This window comes from Streptomyces canus (assembly GCF_030816965.1).
Classification (GTDB): Bacteria; Actinomycetota; Actinomycetes; order Streptomycetales; family Streptomycetaceae; genus Streptomyces; species Streptomyces canus_E.
The window spans coordinates 2,194,115-2,209,794 of the sequence record NZ_JAUSYQ010000002.1; the positions used below are offsets into that span (position 1 = coordinate 2,194,115).

Below are 15,680 nucleotides of genomic sequence, written 5' to 3' on the forward strand. Positions count from 1 at the left end.
AACTTCCCTGCTTTCCAGGTGACTTAGGCGGCCGCGCGACCGGCGAGCTCGCCGAGGAACAGCAGCGCGGCCCGCGCGGTCGCGTCGTTCTGCCGGAACGCGGGCCCGCCGGTGCGCGGCCGGGTGAAGGCGCCAGGGGTACGGCCGTCGGTGTGCGGCCCGAGCGCGAAGCGCCGTGGGTGGGGCCGTCCGGACCGGTCCAGGACCCGCCCGTCGGCACGGTCCACGCGCAGCAGCCCGTCCGGGCTCTCGGCGGCCCCCTCTGCGTGCAGCTCGCGCAGCAGCGGATCGAGGGCCCGCCGGACCGTCGGCTCGGGCAGCCGCGCCTCGACCAGCGCCCGCGCCCGGACCGAGAAGCCCGGCACGGTGGGGCTCGACGCCCGGAACACCCCGTCCTCGGCGCGGACTTCCATGTCCGCCCCGATGAACCTGAGCACTCCGGCCCGGGACAGCGCGAGCAGCTGCCGCAGCCGGGGTCCGGGCGGCCCGGAGGCCAGATAGCTGAAGAACCCGTGCCACCATCCACCGATGTCCCCGAGCCGGACCAGCTGCCCGTAGACGGAGAGCAGCCCGAGGAACACGGCCAGGTCCGGACTGTGTCCGGGGTCATGACGGCGGCTCAGGTCGGCCTCGACATACTCCCGCAACCCGTCCTGGAACTCCTCGTGCGTCGCGTACCGCACCCCCTCCAGCGGCCGGTCGAGCACGGTGAGGTCGAGCCGGTCACGGGGGTCGGGTACCGCGGAGGCGACGAGAGCCTGGATGTCCGTCTCGCTCCCGGCCGCGTACTTCTCCTCGAAGTCGGTCCAGGACATCGCGGTCCGCTCCGGATGCACGGTGAACAGCCGGTGGTAGTGCGCGAATCCGAGCTCCTTCACGACCAGCGGCCACACGTCCCGCCTGAAGTCGAAGCCCTCCGGGCGGGCAAGCAGCCCGTCGATCTCGGCGGGCCCCAGGAAGCGGGGCAAGGGCGGCCGCTCACCGGTCCAGTCGTAGCCGATCTTCGAGTGGTACGGCACTCCGCGCCGTGATCCGACGTAGAGGACCGGCTCGCGCCCGGACGGGACGTAGGTGTCCCCGTCGTACCGCCCGCCCCGGCCCTCGGTCAGCAGCGCCATCAGGTCGACGAAGGCGAGCCCGAATCCGCGGACCAGGACCGGTTCGCCGGGCGCGAGCGCGGACAGGTCACTGTCGGCGGTGAAGTCCGGTGGCAGGTGGACGAGGCCGTGCTCCTCGGCGTACGCGGCCAACGCGCTCTGCTCGTCGTCCAGCTCGGCGTCCAGATGGCCGAGGGCCAGAACGACGAGGTCGGCGAGGAGCGGACGCGGCCGGCCCTCCAGCCAGACCTGCTGCCGGCCCTCGCGCGGGCCGCTGATCCGCACGGCACGCCTCGGGTGGTGGTGGACGACGACGCCGTCCGGCAGCGCGGCCACCGCCTGCTCATGCACCCAGCGCAGATATGCGCCCTGGAGTTGCCGGTCCGCGAAGGTGCGGCCGTCGATCCCGGCCCACTCGTGCAGCGTGGGGCCGGGGCGCACGGGTCCGGCCATGTCCACGGTCTCGTCGGTGAACATGGTGACGTCCTCGGCGTGCGAGTTCATCCACAGCAGCGGCGACTGCGCCTCGCGCCAGATGCGTCCGGCGCCGGGCGGGTGCGGATCCACAAGGTGCAGGTCGAGGCCCCGACCGTCGTACAACTCGGGGGCGTTGGCGGCGATCCGCTCGATCAGACCGGTCCCCCGCGGCCCGGCTCCGACGATCACCAGCGAGCGCCTCATCGGGTGCGCTCCGAGCCTCGGGCGTAGTGCTTCTCCAGGTAGTGCTGGCCGACGCCGAGCACCGAGGTGACGACGGTGTACCAGACGGTGGCGACCATCAGCAGGGGGATGACCTGGTAGGTGCGGTGGTAGACGAGCTGCACGGAGTAGAGCAGGTCCTGCACGGCGATCACGCTGACGATGGAGGTGCCCTTGAGGGTGCCGATCAGCATGTTCCCGGCCGGGGGAACGATGGAGCGCATCGCCTGCGGCAGCACGATCCGCCACCAGCGCCGCCATCGACTGAGCCCGAGCGCCTGCGCGGCCTCGATCTGCCCGCGGTCGACGGAGAGGATCCCGCCGCGCACGACCTCGGCGGCGTAGGCGGCCTCGTGCAGGGTCAGGCCGATGACCGCGACGGTGACCGGGCCGAGCAGGTCGACCGTTCGCACCCCGAGGATCCGCGGGTACAGCGCCCCGATGTTGAACCAGAGCAGCAGCTGCACCAGGATCGGGATCGACCGGAACAGCCAGACGTATCCCCAACTCACGCTTCTGAGCACCGGGTTGGCGGAAAGCCGGGCCGCCGCGAGCAGCGCGCCCAGCACGAAGCCGAGCGTCATCACCACGGCGGTCAGCCAGAGCGTGAGCCACAGCCCGCGCAGCACCGCGTCGGTGGTGAAGTAGTCCGCGACGACGTCCCACTGGAAGGCGTCGTTGCGCAGGACGGAGTTGACGGCGAGCCCGAGCAGTGCGAGAACGGCGACGGCGGCCGCCCACTGGCCGAGACGGCGACGCGGGACGATCCGCAGGGAATCCGCGTACTCCGGTATGCCGGGCGCGGAGGAGGCTTTGGCGAGGGTGTCGGAGGACATGCGAGGGCTCCGTGGCGAGTGGGGCCCCACCCGCTCGAGCGAAGTCGAGAGTGGGGGACGGTAGAACTCGGACGGGTGCCTTCACACGGGTGCGGCCGAGCCCCTCAGCAGGGCCGCCCTTCGAGACTACGGGTGCGTTTCCCCTCGCTGTCAAGGCCGTCCACACTGTGAGCCGTACGTCTCAAGTCGGTTGACGGCAAACCGGATGCCTGTTCCACTTACCCCATGCATCCACAGCAGTGGCTGGTCAAGCGCTCCCACATCGACTTCGGTCGCGTGTGGTCCTCTTCCTGTTGAGCTGACCCACTGCGCGCCCTGATTCCTCAGGGCGCCTTTCGCGTTCTCCTTCCTCGCCTTCGCGCATCCTCCCCGCCTTCACACGCGCCCTCCCCTCACTCCGCGTTCCTCGCTTCCAGGAGACCGCCCCACCGTGCGCCCACTCACGCATGCCCGAAACAGACTGATCATCCCCTTCGCCCTCATCACCGCGGGCACCCTGCTCCTGACCGCGTGCGGCTCGGGAGCGGACGACACCGCCACGGCCTCGGCCCGGGCCGAGGCGATCCCCACCACCGACGTCGTCTCCGCGATCAGGAAGAACGACGCAGCGGCCAAGCTGCTGCCGCCCGGCACCACGAGCCTGACCCTCGCCGTCAGCGTCTCCGGCCAGCCGCCGGGCACCTCGATCCTGGAGGACGGCAAGACACTGGCCGGCCAGGACGTCGACTTCGCCAACGCGGTCGCCAAGGTCCTCGGCATCAGGCTGAAGACCGAGCAGGCGAGCTTCGAGGCGATCCTGCCGGCCCTCGGCAGCGGCAGGTACGACCTCGGCGTCGGCAACTTCGGCGTGACCGACGAGCGCCGCAGGACGATCGACTTCGTCACCTACATCAACGACGGCCAGGGCTTCGCCACCCGCAGCGACAGCAAGCTCACCAGGATCACCGACCTGACCCAGCTGTGCGGCCTGAACGTGGCGACCGGCGCGGGCACGACGTTCGAAGCCACGCTGGAGGACAACAAGCACCTCTGCAAAAAGCCCTACAAGGTGCAGACCTACAACGAGCAGGGCGCGATCTGGTCCTCACTTCAACAGGGCCGCAGCGACATCGTGATGTCCACGATCAACGGCCTGCGTTACGCGGTGGCCCACCAGCAGGGCGTGAAGTTCCTCAACGAGTACCACCGCCTGGACGTGGGTTTCGCCTTCAGGAAGGGCACTCCCCTGGCCAAGGCGTTCCAGGCGGCGGTGAATGACCTCATCAAAAACGGCACCTACGCCAGGATCCTCAAGAAATGGGGCACCGAAGGGTCGGCGACGACCGCCTCCCGCATCTCCCCACCCGAACTGAAGTAACGCTCTGACCTGAGGTTTCGTCAGAGCTGCACGCTGTCGGCCCCGTTCACCCGTACGCCCCACCTCTCACCCGTACGCCGTGAAGAATCATATTTCACTCACAGTCAGCAGCCGTATGGGACACGACCCTTGGGGTACCCGGCCTCTCGACGTATTCGCTGTGCACCAGTAGCGTCACAAACCCCCCGCGCGGCGGCTATCCACTTGGCGCGCGATCCGCATCATGGATGACCATAGGGATACAGAAGCAAGAGAGACCGCTGTGAGAGGAGGCGTCCATGGGATCGGTGCGCAAAGCGAGTGCCTGGCTGGGCCTCGTTGACGACAACGATGACGAGCGTTACTACGACGACGACGGATACTCCGAAGGGACCGAGCCCGGGGATGCCTGGGTCACCGACCCGCGGGTCAAGGTGGCTTCGGACGTCGCCGAGGAGAGAGGCCGCCGGATCGGCACGGTGACCCCGGACAGCTTCCGGGACGCCCGCGCGATCGGCGAACTGTTCCGCGAAGGCGTCCCCGTCATCATGAACCTCACCGCGATGGAGGCCTCCGACGCCAAGCGCGTCGTCGACTTCGCGGCCGGGCTGATCTTCGGACTGCGCGGTTCCATCGAGCGCGTGTCCACCCGGGTGTTCCTGCTGTCACCCGCCAACACGGAGATCGTGAACGGCGACCCGGCCGCGCACCGCACGGACGGCTTCTTCAACCAGAGCTGAGGCAGGGCCGCTCGCCGGCCCTGCCCCGCGCAGGGTCTACCGGAAGGCATCCAGTCCGGTGAGCGCCTTGCCCAGCACCAGCTGGTGCATCTCCACGGTGCCCTCGTACGTCAGCACCGACTCGAGGTTCGTCGCGTGCCGCATGACGGGGTATTCGAGGGAGATCCCGTTGGCCCCGAGGATCGTCCGCGCCGTACGGCAGATCTCGATCGCCTCGCGGACGTTGTTGAGCTTGCCGAAGCTGACCTGCTCGGGACGCAGGCGGCCGGCGTCCATGCGCCGCCCCAGATGGTGGGCGAGCAGAATCCCCTTGTGCAGTTCCACCGCCATGTCGGCGAGTTTGGCCTGAGTGAGCTGGAAGCCCCCGATCGGCCGCCCGAACTGCTCCCGCGTCTTCGCATAGTCGACGGCGGTCTCGAAACACGACCGCGCCGCCCCCATGGCCCCCCACACGATCCCGTACCGGGCGTGCGACAGGCAGCTGAGCGGCCCCTTGAGCCCGGCGACCTCAGGCAGCACCGCGTCGGCGGGCAGCCGTACGTCGTCGAGGACGAGCTCACTGGTGACACTGGCCCGCAGCGACCACTTGTGCTTGATCTCGGGCGCCGAGAAGCCCGGTGTGTCGGTCGGCACCACAAAGCCGCGGATCGCTTCGTCGGTCTGCGCCCAGACGACGGCGACCCCGGCGACCGACCCGTTGGTGATCCACATCTTGCGCCCGTTCAGCACCCAGTCCGTGCCGTCCTTCTTGGCGTACGTCCGCATGGATCCGGGGTCGGAGCCGTGATCGGGTTCGGTGAGCCCGAAGCAGCCGATGACCTCACCGGCGGCCATGCGCGGCAGCCAGGTCTGCTTCTGCTCCTCGCTGCCGAACCGGTGGATGGCGTACATGGCGAGAGAGCCCTGCACCGAGACGAGGGACCGGATCCCGGAGTCGGCGGCCTCCAGCTCCAGACAGGCGAGCCCGTACTGCACGGCGGAGGCGCCCGCGCATCCGTAGCCGCTCAGGGACATCCCGAGGGCGCCGATCTCCCCCAGCTCACGGGCGAGGTCCCTGATCCCCGGCAACTCACCCTGCTCGTACCAGTCCGCGACATACGGCAGGACACGGTCGGCCGCCCAGGTCCGCACGGTCCCACGGATCGCCAGGTCCTCCGGCTCCAGCAGGTCGTCGATACCGAGCGGGTCGGCGGGGTCGAACGGGGCCATGAGCACATCCTCCGAGAGCCAGCTCAAAACTAGCAGCGCTAGTTACGCTTCACGGCTGACGTTACGACGCGGCGTCCCGCACGTCCAGATGCCTGGCGTCAGACCGAGACGCGGGACTCCGCGACCTCCCGCGGCGACGGAAGCTCCACCGCCGCCGGGGACTCGCCGCACTGCATCGCCCGCGGCAACCGCAGCGCCATCACCGCGCCCAGCACCAACAACCCGGCGCTCACCAGCAAGGTCACGTGCAGCCCGTGCACGAAGGAGTCCTGGGCGGCCCGGCGCAGGGCCACCCCCGCGGGTCCACCCAGGTGTCCGGCGACCTCGTAGGCCTCGCCCAGGGAGTGCCCGGCCGACCTGGACGCCGCGTCCGGGACGCCCGGCACGCCGGAGAGGCCGGGCGTGTACGCCGCGTTCATCACACTGCCGAGCAGCGCTATGCCGATGCCCGCACCGAGCTGGTACGAGGTCTCGCCGATCGCCGCCGCCCCGCCCGCCTGCTCCGGGGGAGCCTCGCTGAGCATCGACTCGTACGCCCCGAAAAGCGTCGTCTCCAGACCGAACCCGAGCAGTACGAACCCGGACAGCAGCAGGCCCGTGTTGTCCGCGTCGTCCATCGCGGTCAGCAGAAGTACGGCCACGGCCGTGAGGCAGAACCCGGCACAGACCATCCGGCGCGGCCCGAATCTCCGCAGCAGACGCGCTCCGGCCAGCCCCGCCGCCATCGCGGCGATCGTCAGCGGCAGCAGCCGCAGACCGGTCTCCAGCGGGGACAGGTCCAGGACCAGTTGGAGATACTGCGCCGCGATCAGTTCGAGCCCGACGAGGGCGAGCATCGCCAGGACGATGCAGCCGACCGAGGTGCTGAACGCCGGGCGCGCGAACATCCGCAGGTCCACCAGGGGATGCGTGAGCCGCCGCTGCCGCCGTACGAACACGACGAGCAGGACCGCGCCCACGACCAGCGGTACCGCGGTGAACACGTCGAGCTCCCCGGCGCCGAGCTGCTTCACGCCGAGGACGAGGCCGAACAGCCCGGCGGCGGCCATCAGCGCGCCGACGACGTCCCAGGGACCGTTTGCGGCGCCCTTCGACTCGGGCAGCAGCAGGCGGCCCACCGGCAGGCTGACCAGCATCAGCGGGATGTTGATGAGGAAGACCGACCCCCACCAGAAGTGCTCCAGGAGGAAGCCGCCGAGCAGTGGTCCGACGGCCGCGCCGACGGCGGCGACCGCGCTCCAGATGCCGATCGCGAGCGCCCGCTCGCGCCGGTCGGGGAAGACCTGGCGAAGGATCGAGAGGGTGGCGGGCATGATCATCGCGCCGCCGACGCCGAGCAGCGCCCGCGCGAGGATCAGCACCTGGGCGGTGTCCGCGAGGGCGGCGACACCGGAGGCGACGCCGAAGAGGGCGTAGCCGAGGAGGAGGACCCTTCTGCGGCCCACACGGTCGCCGAGCGTGCCGAAGAGGATCAGCAGCGAGGCGCAGACGAGGGGATAGACGTCGACGATCCAGAGCAGCTCTATCGCGCCGGGTTTGAGGTCCTCGGTGACGGCGGGCACCGCCACGTGCAGCACGGTCGCGTCGAGGGCGACCAGGAGCAGGCTGACGCAGAGGACGACGAGGACGACCCAGCGGTTTGCACCGGCCCCGGCCGCCCGACGGCGCAGCGCTGCGGCGGCCGTGGTCGTCCCGGACATGTACGTACCTCCCAGATGTTCCCTGGCGTTCGGCGGGCACACGGGGTGGGGACTCCCCATGATCTCGGCCGGAGAGGAGCGGTGTGTCTCCGGCCCGCGCAGCGAACGGCGGGTGACACGTCAGCGTACGCGAGTTCGCGCGTCGGCCCAGTGGCGGACCTCTCAGACTTCACGCGGAACACGTGTGGCGTACACCACGTTCTCATCCGGTCCCACGCCCCGGCGGGCGTGCCGGTTCGGCGCGCGGTCGATAATCGGGCCCGTGACCGATCTTGGAACGCGCACCGAACCGGCCCTGCGCCGAACCGCCCCGGCCCTGCGCCGAGCCGCCCCGGCGCTGCTCGGCTATGCGGCCGTACGCGCCCTGGGCCTCATCACCCTGGCCCTGTGGAGCGCGGCGCGCGACAAGAGCGCGTACACCCTGCTGACGGCCCGCTGGGACGCCCTCTGGTACACGAGGGTCGCCGAACTCGGTTACGGCTACGAGGTACGGCTGCCGAACGGCGACGTGCACTCGAACCTGGCGTTCTTCCCGCTCCTGCCCTGGCTGGAGCGGCTGCTGTCCGCGGTGACGCCACTGTCGTACGCCGACGCGGGCTTCGTGACGTCCTTGCTCGCCTCCTTGTTCGCGGCCTGGGGCGTCTTCGCGGTGACGGATCACGTGTACGGCCGCCGGGCCGGCGTCTGCGCAGTCCTGCTGTGGGCCGTCCTGCCCGTCGGGATCGTCCAGTCGATGGCGTACAGCGAGTCCCTGTTCACCGCGCTGGCCGCCTGGTCGCTGTACGCCCTCCTGACCGGCCGCTGGCTGACGGCGGGCCTGCTGGCCTCCCTGGCCGGCCTGACGCGTCCGGTGGGCCTCGCGGTGGTCGCGGCGGTGTGGGCGGCGGGGATCGCCGCCTCCCTGCGGGCCCGACGGGACCGCGCCGCGTCCGGGTCGGAGCGGGTCACGCCGGCCGGGGCGACCACAGCCGCGCAGGCCGCGGGCATGGCCCTCGCCCCTCTCGGTGCCGCCGCGTATGTCCTGTGGGTCGGTCACCGCACCGGCGGCGGGCCGCTCGGCTATCTCGACGTGCAGGCGGGGTGGCGCAACGGATTCGACGGCGGATACGCCTTCGCCCGCTTCGTCGCCGACAAGTTCACGTCGTTCCCGTCGGCCCTCGCCGGCGTGGGGCTGATCGTCGGGGTGGGGCTGGTCGTGTGGCTGTACGTCATCTGTGTGCGGCAGGGCCAGCCGCTGCCCCTGCTGGTGTACGCCGGGGTCGTCACGGCGCTCGCCCTGTGCGCGTCCAGCTACTTCGGCTCGAAACCGCGCCTGCTGATGCCCGCCTTCCCCCTGTTGCTCCCCCTCGCCCTGGCCCTGGCGCGCTCGAGGAGCCGCAGGTCAGCCGGGGTCGTGACGGTGATCGCCCTCGCGTCCGCCCTGTACGGCGCCTTCTGGCTGAACGGCTCCGGCCCGCCATGATCGACTCCGGGCACCGATGAGCACCCGGATAATTCCGTCCCATGATTCGGTGAACTAATTCATAAGGGCCAATAAACCCGGCCCCGGAATGATCAAAGGAATTGAAGGACACAGCCGCGCGCCTTTGCAGAATCCCTGGAGATAAACCCCCGACTGAGAGCAATCCCACATCACATCGTCATCACAAAGCCGCTGATTCGACAGGTACCAGAGCTCACTCGCTGTAACGTCGATTGGGTGCGTACCGAACGAAACCTCACCCGTCTGGACCGGGTGTTCGCCAGGCTGGACCGTGAGCCGGAACGACCGGCCCACCTCAGCGTGCCCAGGGCGAGCCGGCACCGGACCGTCCTGGTGATCGCCGCCCTGGCCTTCTACCTGGCGATCGTGTGGCTCGTGGTGACCACCTCGTGGCTGGTCCGCCTCGACTGGCAGGTCATGTTCTTCCGGCCGTACCAGCAGTGGGCCTCCATCCACTGGTTCGTCGACTACTACGTGGTGCTGGGCCAGCGCGGCCCGACCGCGGTGATGGTCGCGGCCTGGCTGGGCTGGCGTTCCTGGCGGCAGCACACCGTGCGCCCGCTGCTGACCCTGGGCGCCTCGCTGCTGCTGCTGAACATCACGGTCGGTGCCGCCAAGTACGGCATGGGAAGACTCGGACCGCACTACGCGACCGTCATCGGCTCGAACGAGATGGGCATGGGCGGCGATATATTTCCCAGCGGTCACACCGCCAACGCCGTGGTGACCTGGGGGATCCTGGCGTATCTGGCCTCCACCCCGAGGGCCCGCCGCTGGCTTTCCGCCATCTCCGCGGTGACCTCGCTGGGCGTCGGCATGGCCACCGTCTACCTCGGTACGCACTGGCTGAGCGATGTCCTGCTGGGCTGGGTCGCCGGTCTGCTGATCCTGCTCGCGCTGCCCTGGTTCGAGCCGCTGATCGCCCGTGCCGAGACCTACGTGTTCGACCTGCGCGACCGCTGGCGGGCCCGCGGCGGTGCGAAGACCCCCGCCCCGGTCACCCCCGTCACGGCGCCCGCGCCCGCCCGCCTCAAGCCGCTCACGGCCCCACAGAACGAGACGGCGGCCCGCACGGCCACCACGCCGGCGCGTGGCCCCAGGTCACCCCTCTACCTGGCCCCGGGCCCGCACACCACCCGCTCGGAGCGCACACCGGTCACCCCGGCCGGCAGCCGCCGCCCGCCGCAGTCGGACCGGATCGCGCGCGGCACGCCCTCCCCGGCCACCCGGCCGGTGACCGGCGGCTGATCCGACCCCGGACAGGGCGGGGCCGGTACGCACGACCACCCCGCGCATGACGCAGGCCCCGGTTCCACGCAACGGAACCGGGTCCTGCGTCATGCGGTTCAGCCCTTCCAGGCCCGCGCCACGCGGCCGTCCTTCACCTCGAAGTTCAGCCGGCCCGCGCGGTACTCCATCGTGATGATCGCCCCCGGCGGCAGTGACCTGACCGTCGACCAGCCCCGCTCACGCGCGATCCGCTCGGCGGAGGCGGAGTCGAGGCCGACGTAGGTGTCCGGGCTGTCCTGGGGTTCGGCGGGCGGTGTCGGAATGGGTGCCATACCGCCACGCTAGGCCCTGCCCGGCGGCCGCGGAAGTCCGGATCCCGCACGCCCCCTGTCACGCTTCCGTCACAGGGTCACGACCCGCGTGTCCCTCGCGCTGCGTCACCCGGACGGGCGTTTCCCTCACTCTTCCGCAGGTATTCGAACGCAATTCCCGCGTGTCGGAGGACTTCTCCGAATGAGCCGTGAGAAGGCTTGTGCGAGAACCGGTCCGGGCCCCTTTTTCCCACTCATTCCGGACCGGGCCCCGGAATCTGACACCGCATAGGAAATACACGGTTCCGGCACAGAACCCCCTTACGCCCTCTGTCGCCGCGCACGACCGCGCGAGCATCATGGCGTGAGCCGAGCGAAGGGGCGAGCGATGGGGACGCAGACCGTGCACGCGACGGCACGACCCGTGCGGACCAAGGGGCACGGGCGGGTGGTCGTCGACTGGTTGACCACCACCGACCACAAGAAGATCGGGCACCTCTATCTGATCACGTCGTTCGTGTTCTTCCTGGTCGGCGGCGTCATGGCCCTGCTGATGCGGGCCGAACTCGCCCGGCCGGGGCTGCAGATCATGGACAACCAGCAGTACAACCAGTTGTTCACGATGCACGGCACGATCATGCTGCTGCTGTTCGCTACGCCGAGCTTCGCGGGCTTCGCCAACGAGCTGATGCCGCTGCAGATCGGCGCCCCGGACGTGGCGTTCCCGCGGCTGAACATGCTGTCCTACTGGTTCTTCCTGTTCGGTGGCCTGATCGTGCTGGGCTCGCTGCTCGTGCCCTCCGGTCCGGCCGCCTTCGGCTGGTTCGCCTACGCGCCGCTGAACAACTCCGCGCACTCCCCCGGCGTCGGCCCCGACCTGTGGATCATGGGCCTCGCGCTGGCCGGCTTCGGCACGATCCTCGGCGCGGTCAACTTCATCACCACGATCATCGGGATGCGCGCGCCCGGCATGACCATGTTCCGTATGCCGATCTTCACCTGGAACACGCTGTTCACGTCGATCCTGATCCTGCTGGCGTTCCCGGTGCTGGCGGCCGCACTGCTGGTCCTGGAGGCGGACCGGCGCTTCGGCTCGCAGGTCTTCGAGGCGGACAACGGCGGGGCGTTGCTGTGGCAGCACCTGTTCTGGTTCTTCGGGCATCCCGAGGTGTACATCATCGCGCTGCCGTTCTTCGGCATCATCACGGAGATCATCCCGGTCTTCAGCCGCAAGCCGATGTTCGGCTATCTGACGCTGGTCGCGGCGACGATGTCGATCACCGGCCTGTCGATCGTGGTGTGGGCGCACCACATGTTCGTCACCGGCGCGGTGCTGCTGCCGTTCTTCTCCTTCATGAGCTTCCTGATCGCCGTCCCGACGGGCGTGAAGTTCTTCAACTGGACCGGAACGATGATCAAGGGCTCACTGTCCTTCGAGACGCCGATGCTGTGGGCGACGGGCTTCCTGGTGACGTTCCTGTTCGGCGGCCTGACCGGGGTGCTGCTGGCCTCGCCGCCGCTGGACTTCCATGTCTCGGACACCTACTTCGTCGTGGCGCACTTCCACTACGTCGTGTTCGGCACGGTCGTCTTCGCGATCTTCGGCGGGCTGCACTTCTGGTGGCCGAAGTTCACCGGGAAGATGCTCGACGAGCGGCTCGGCAAGATCCAGTTCTGGACGCTGTTCGTCGGCTTCCACACCACGTTCCTCGTGCAGCACTGGCTGGGCGCGGAGGGCATGCCCCGCCGGTACGCGGACTACCTCGCCGCGGACGGCTTCACCGCGCTCAACACGATCTCGACGATCGGGGCGTTCCTGCTGGGCGCCTCGACGCTGCCGTTCCTCTACAACGTCTGGAAGACCGCCAAGTACGGCGTGAAGGTGGAGACCGACGATCCCTGGGGCTACGGGCGTTCCCTGGAGTGGGCCACCTCCTGCCCGCCGCCGCGGCACAACTTCACGACACTGCCCCGGATCCGCTCCGAGTCCCCGGCGTTCGACCTGCACCATCCGCAGTACGCGGCCCAGACTCCGCAGCCCGAGCCAAAGAGCGAGCAAGCCGGTCGTGAGCCGTCCTGATCGCCTCGGTCAGCTCGGCTGGCTCCAGCACCTCGAACTCGAAGCCCGTCATCATCACGTGGATCACCATCACGTCGAGACTCGCGGCCCCGGTGCGCAGGAGGCAGCTGTCGGGCCCCTCCGCCTCCAGCACCCCGGCACTCGGCGAGATCCGCTCGGCGGCCCGTTCCTTGGGCACCAGCAGTCGCACGACCGCGTGTGAGGCGTACGCGCGCGTGGAGACGCCTCGCGAGACGTAGGCGGCGAGATCCTCGGCGGGCGGGGTGCGCGGAGTGAACCGGGGACCGTGCGGCGGCCTGGGGGTGATCCGGTCGGCCCGGAAGGTCCGCCAGTCCTCGCGGTCGACGTCCCAGGCCACCAGATACCAGCGCCGCTCGCTGCACACCAGGCGGTGCGGTTCGACGGTACGGCGGCTGGAGGCGCCCCCGTGGTCGCTGTACTCGAAGCGCAGCCGTTCGGCGTCCCGGCAGAGGTTGGCGAGCTCGGTGAGGACGCCCGGGTCGACGGCGGAGGGCTGGGGGCCGCGCAGCATCGGCACGGTGAAGGCGTTCAGGGCGCCCACCCGGCGGCGCAGCCGGCTCGGCAGGACCTGCTCCAGCTTGGCGAGGGCCCGTACGGAGGTCTCCCCGATCCCCTCGATGCCCTGCCCCGCCGCCGTGCGCAGGCCGACGGCGACCGCGACGGCCTCGTCGTCGTCCAGGAGCAGCGGCGGCAGCTCGGCGCCCGCGCCCAGCTGGTAGCCGCCACCGGTGCCCGGGCTGGCGTTGACGGGATAGCCCAGCTCGCGCAGCCGGTCCACGTCCCGGCGCACGGTGCGCGGGGTGACGCCGAGGCGGTCGGCCAGGTCGGCGCCGGACCAATCGCGGTGGGCCTGGAGAAGCGAGAGCAGGCGCAGAAGTCGTGCCGAGGTCTCCAACATGATGCCGAATCTGCCAGTCATTGCGGACAGAGGCTGTCCGCAAGCCTTTCTACCTTGGACTCATGGCAGACAACAGCGCGACCGCAGAGAACCGTGAGATCCGCCCGTTCCGGATCGACATCCCGCAGGCGCAGCTCGATGACCTGCCCACCCGCCTGGACCTCACCCGCTGGCCGGACGAGCTCCCGGGCGCCGGCTGGGAGTACGGCGCCTCCCTGCCGTATCTCCGCGATCTCGCCGCGTACTGGCGCGGTGCCTACGACTGGCGCAAGCACGAGGCCGGCCTCAACGAGCTCCCGCAGTTCGTCACCGAGATCGACGGCGCCCAGGTGCACTTCCTGCACGTCCGCTCGTCCCGGCCGGACGCGCTCCCGCTGATCCTGACGCACGGCTGGCCGGGTTCGATCGTCGAGTTCCTCGGTGTGATCGGCTCGCTGAGCGAGGACTTCCATCTGGTGATCCCGTCCATTCCCGGCTTCGGCTTCTCCGGGCCGACGCGCGACAAGGGCTGGAACGTCAACCGGGTCGCCCGCGCGTGGGCGGAGCTGATGCGCAGGCTCGGCTACGAGCGCTACGGCGCCCAGGGCGGCGACCTGGGCGCGCTGATCTCCCCCGCGCTCGCCCGGGTCGCTCCGGAGTCCGTCGTCGGCGTCCATGTGAACGCCGCCTCGGTCGGGTTCATCCCGCTCGGCCCGGTCGACGAGGAGGCGCAGAAAGGGCTGACCGACCGCGAGCGGCGAAGGCTCGCGAGCATCGCCGAGTTCACCACGGACGGCTTCGGCTACAACGCCGTGCAGTCGACCCGTCCGCAGACCCTCTCCTACGCCCTCACCGACTCGCCCGTCGGTCAACTGGCGTGGATCATGGAGAAGTTCCAGGCGTGGACACACTCCTCGGCCACACTGCCGGAGGACGCGATCGACCGGGACACCCTGCTCACCAACGTGATGCTGTACTGGCTGACCGGCACGGCCGGTTCCGCGGCCCGCATGTACTACGAGAACAGCCATGTGCCGGACTGGTTCCCGACGGCGACCTCCGGCGTGCCGACCGCGGTGGCCAACTTCGGCGAGGACGTGGCGATCCGCCGCTGGGCCGAGCAGGCCAACACCCTCGTGCGCTGGACGGAGTTCGACCGCGGCGGCCACTTCGCGGCCCTGGAGGTCCCCGATCTGCTGGCCGGTGACGTCAGGCAGTTCTTCGGCTCACTGCGGTGAAGGGCACGCGGTGACGGACACCGACAGGTCGTTGTCCCGCGTGTAGTACGGCCCGGCCTCCACCGGGCCGTACGCCGTCACCACGCGTGCGCGTGGATAGGTGAACACGGGCTTCTTGTCGGCGACGTCGTCCAGCAAACGCGCGATCCGCACCCGCGGCCCGCTCTCGCCGAGCGGCCGCAGCCACAGGTCCCAGACCCCTGGCCCGAGTACCGCGTACCCGACCGAGAAGCCGAACCGGGCCTCGTCCACGGCGACGTCGATGCGGCGGGCGGCGCCCGGGGAGTGCCGAGCGCGCACCTCGGCATGGGCACCGGGGGCGAAGGCGGTGCCGTACAGCCGCCCGCGCACGGTCAGTCCGGCGCTGTCGACGCGCAGTTCGCCCGCTTCGGCGTGCGGGGCGCGCAGCCAGCTGCGGACGGTGAGGTTGCCCTGCCGGGTCGCATAGGGGATACGGACGGCGACGTGGCCGCGGGTGCCGCTCGGGATGCGGGCGCCGAGCGCACGCAGGTCGGTGGCGCCGGGCGCGAGGCGCAGCGGCTCGTCGTCGGCCACGCACGCGTACGCGTCCCAGCGGCCCTCTGGCAGGGCGACGGTGCTGGGCAGTGCGGCGCGCAGCCGCCCGGCCGCGGCCGGGGCCAGGGGCAGTCCCACTTCCTCGTGGCCGTCGCGCCGGCGCAGCACCAGATGGGCCGTACTGCTCGCCCCACCGGCGGTGACGTCGAAGGTCAGTCCGCCCGCGGAGTCGGCGACACAGTCGGCGCGCAGTTGTACGCCCTGCCCGGCGGGCATGGTCCTCCCGTGGTTCATGGTGCTCTGTCAG

At 70.2% G+C, this 15,680-nt stretch carries 12 protein-coding genes and 1 pseudogene; 6 read left to right on the forward strand and 7 right to left on the reverse strand.

Features of this window, described 5'->3' with window-relative positions; all coding sequences use genetic code 11:
- Positions 1 to 23: 23 nt before the first annotated feature.
- Together QF027_RS11080 and QF027_RS11085 are read right to left on the reverse strand one after the other, a co-directional pair.
- Complete coding sequence (locus QF027_RS11080; RefSeq protein WP_307074236.1) at positions 24 to 1,778, reverse strand: FAD/NAD(P)-binding protein; 1,755 nt, start codon at positions 1,776 to 1,778, stop codon at positions 24 to 26.
- On the reverse strand, positions 1,775 to 2,632 hold the full coding sequence (locus QF027_RS11085) for an amino acid ABC transporter permease (protein WP_306983632.1): 858 nt from the start codon (positions 2,630 to 2,632) through the stop codon (positions 1,775 to 1,777). The genes QF027_RS11080 and QF027_RS11085 overlap by 4 nt, the downstream gene beginning before the upstream one ends.
- Before the next feature lie 430 nt (positions 2,633 to 3,062).
- Here QF027_RS11085 and QF027_RS11090 point away from each other — a divergent pair, with 430 nt between their 5' ends.
- Both QF027_RS11090 and QF027_RS11095 read left to right on the forward strand, forming a co-directional pair.
- Positions 3,063 to 3,989 (forward strand): ABC transporter substrate-binding protein, encoded by a 927-nt coding sequence (locus QF027_RS11090; RefSeq protein ID WP_307074238.1) that lies wholly within the window; start codon positions 3,063 to 3,065, stop codon positions 3,987 to 3,989.
- A gap of 278 nt (positions 3,990 to 4,267) precedes the next feature.
- Positions 4,268 to 4,708: a cell division protein SepF gene (locus tag QF027_RS11095; RefSeq protein WP_306983628.1), complete on the forward strand. Its 441-nt coding sequence runs from the start codon at positions 4,268 to 4,270 to the stop codon at positions 4,706 to 4,708.
- Positions 4,709 to 4,744: 36 nt separating this feature from the next.
- Here QF027_RS11095 and QF027_RS11100 read toward each other — a convergent pair whose 3' ends face one another.
- Both QF027_RS11100 and QF027_RS11105 read right to left on the reverse strand, forming a co-directional pair.
- Positions 4,745 to 5,917, reverse strand: coding sequence for an acyl-CoA dehydrogenase family protein (locus QF027_RS11100; protein WP_306983625.1), 1,173 nt, complete (start codon positions 5,915 to 5,917; stop codon positions 4,745 to 4,747).
- Positions 5,918 to 6,015: 98 nt separating this feature from the next.
- On the reverse strand, positions 6,016 to 7,617 hold the full coding sequence (locus QF027_RS11105) for an MFS transporter (protein ID WP_307074240.1): 1,602 nt from the start codon (positions 7,615 to 7,617) through the stop codon (positions 6,016 to 6,018).
- Positions 7,618 to 7,879: 262 nt separating this feature from the next.
- On the opposite strand from QF027_RS11105, the gene QF027_RS11110 reads away from it, so the two are divergent.
- Positions 7,880 to 9,079 carry a mannosyltransferase family protein gene (locus tag QF027_RS11110; protein ID WP_307074241.1) on the forward strand — a complete coding sequence of 400 codons (1,200 nt, stop codon included), beginning with the start codon at positions 7,880 to 7,882 and terminating at the stop codon, positions 9,077 to 9,079.
- Between the two features lie 237 nt (positions 9,080 to 9,316).
- The gene (locus QF027_RS11115; RefSeq protein WP_306983620.1) at positions 9,317 to 10,348 is read left to right on the forward strand and encodes a phosphatase PAP2 family protein; all 1,032 of its coding nucleotides are present in this window, start codon (positions 9,317 to 9,319) and stop codon (positions 10,346 to 10,348) included.
- Between the two features lie 98 nt (positions 10,349 to 10,446).
- On the opposite strand, the gene QF027_RS11120 is transcribed toward QF027_RS11115, so the two are convergent.
- Complete coding sequence (locus tag QF027_RS11120) at positions 10,447 to 10,662, reverse strand: I78 family peptidase inhibitor (RefSeq protein ID WP_057614479.1); 216 nt, start codon at positions 10,660 to 10,662, stop codon at positions 10,447 to 10,449.
- A gap of 367 nt (positions 10,663 to 11,029) precedes the next feature.
- Here QF027_RS11120 and ctaD point away from each other — a divergent pair.
- Positions 11,030 to 12,601, forward strand: a pseudogene (gene ctaD, locus QF027_RS11125) (aa3-type cytochrome oxidase subunit I); the annotation flags it as partial.
- Here the strand turns inward: ctaD and QF027_RS11130 are convergent.
- A complete protein-coding gene (locus QF027_RS11130) occupies positions 12,600 to 13,640 on the reverse strand; it encodes a helix-turn-helix transcriptional regulator (protein WP_307074243.1) in 1,041 nt (346 codons plus the stop codon). The pseudogene ctaD and the gene QF027_RS11130 sit on opposite strands and share 2 nt — an antisense overlap.
- Positions 13,641 to 13,702: 62 nt before the next feature.
- Between QF027_RS11130 and QF027_RS11135 the strand changes: the two genes are divergently transcribed.
- Positions 13,703 to 14,857 carry an epoxide hydrolase family protein gene (locus QF027_RS11135; RefSeq protein ID WP_307074245.1) on the forward strand — a complete coding sequence of 385 codons (1,155 nt, stop codon included), beginning with the start codon at positions 13,703 to 13,705 and terminating at the stop codon, positions 14,855 to 14,857.
- On the opposite strand, the gene QF027_RS11140 is transcribed toward QF027_RS11135, so the two are convergent.
- Positions 14,846 to 15,649: a hypothetical protein gene (locus QF027_RS11140; RefSeq protein ID WP_307074247.1), complete on the reverse strand. Its 804-nt coding sequence runs from the start codon at positions 15,647 to 15,649 to the stop codon at positions 14,846 to 14,848. The genes QF027_RS11135 and QF027_RS11140 overlap by 12 nt on opposite strands.
- Between the last annotated feature and the right edge of the window lie 31 nt (positions 15,650 to 15,680).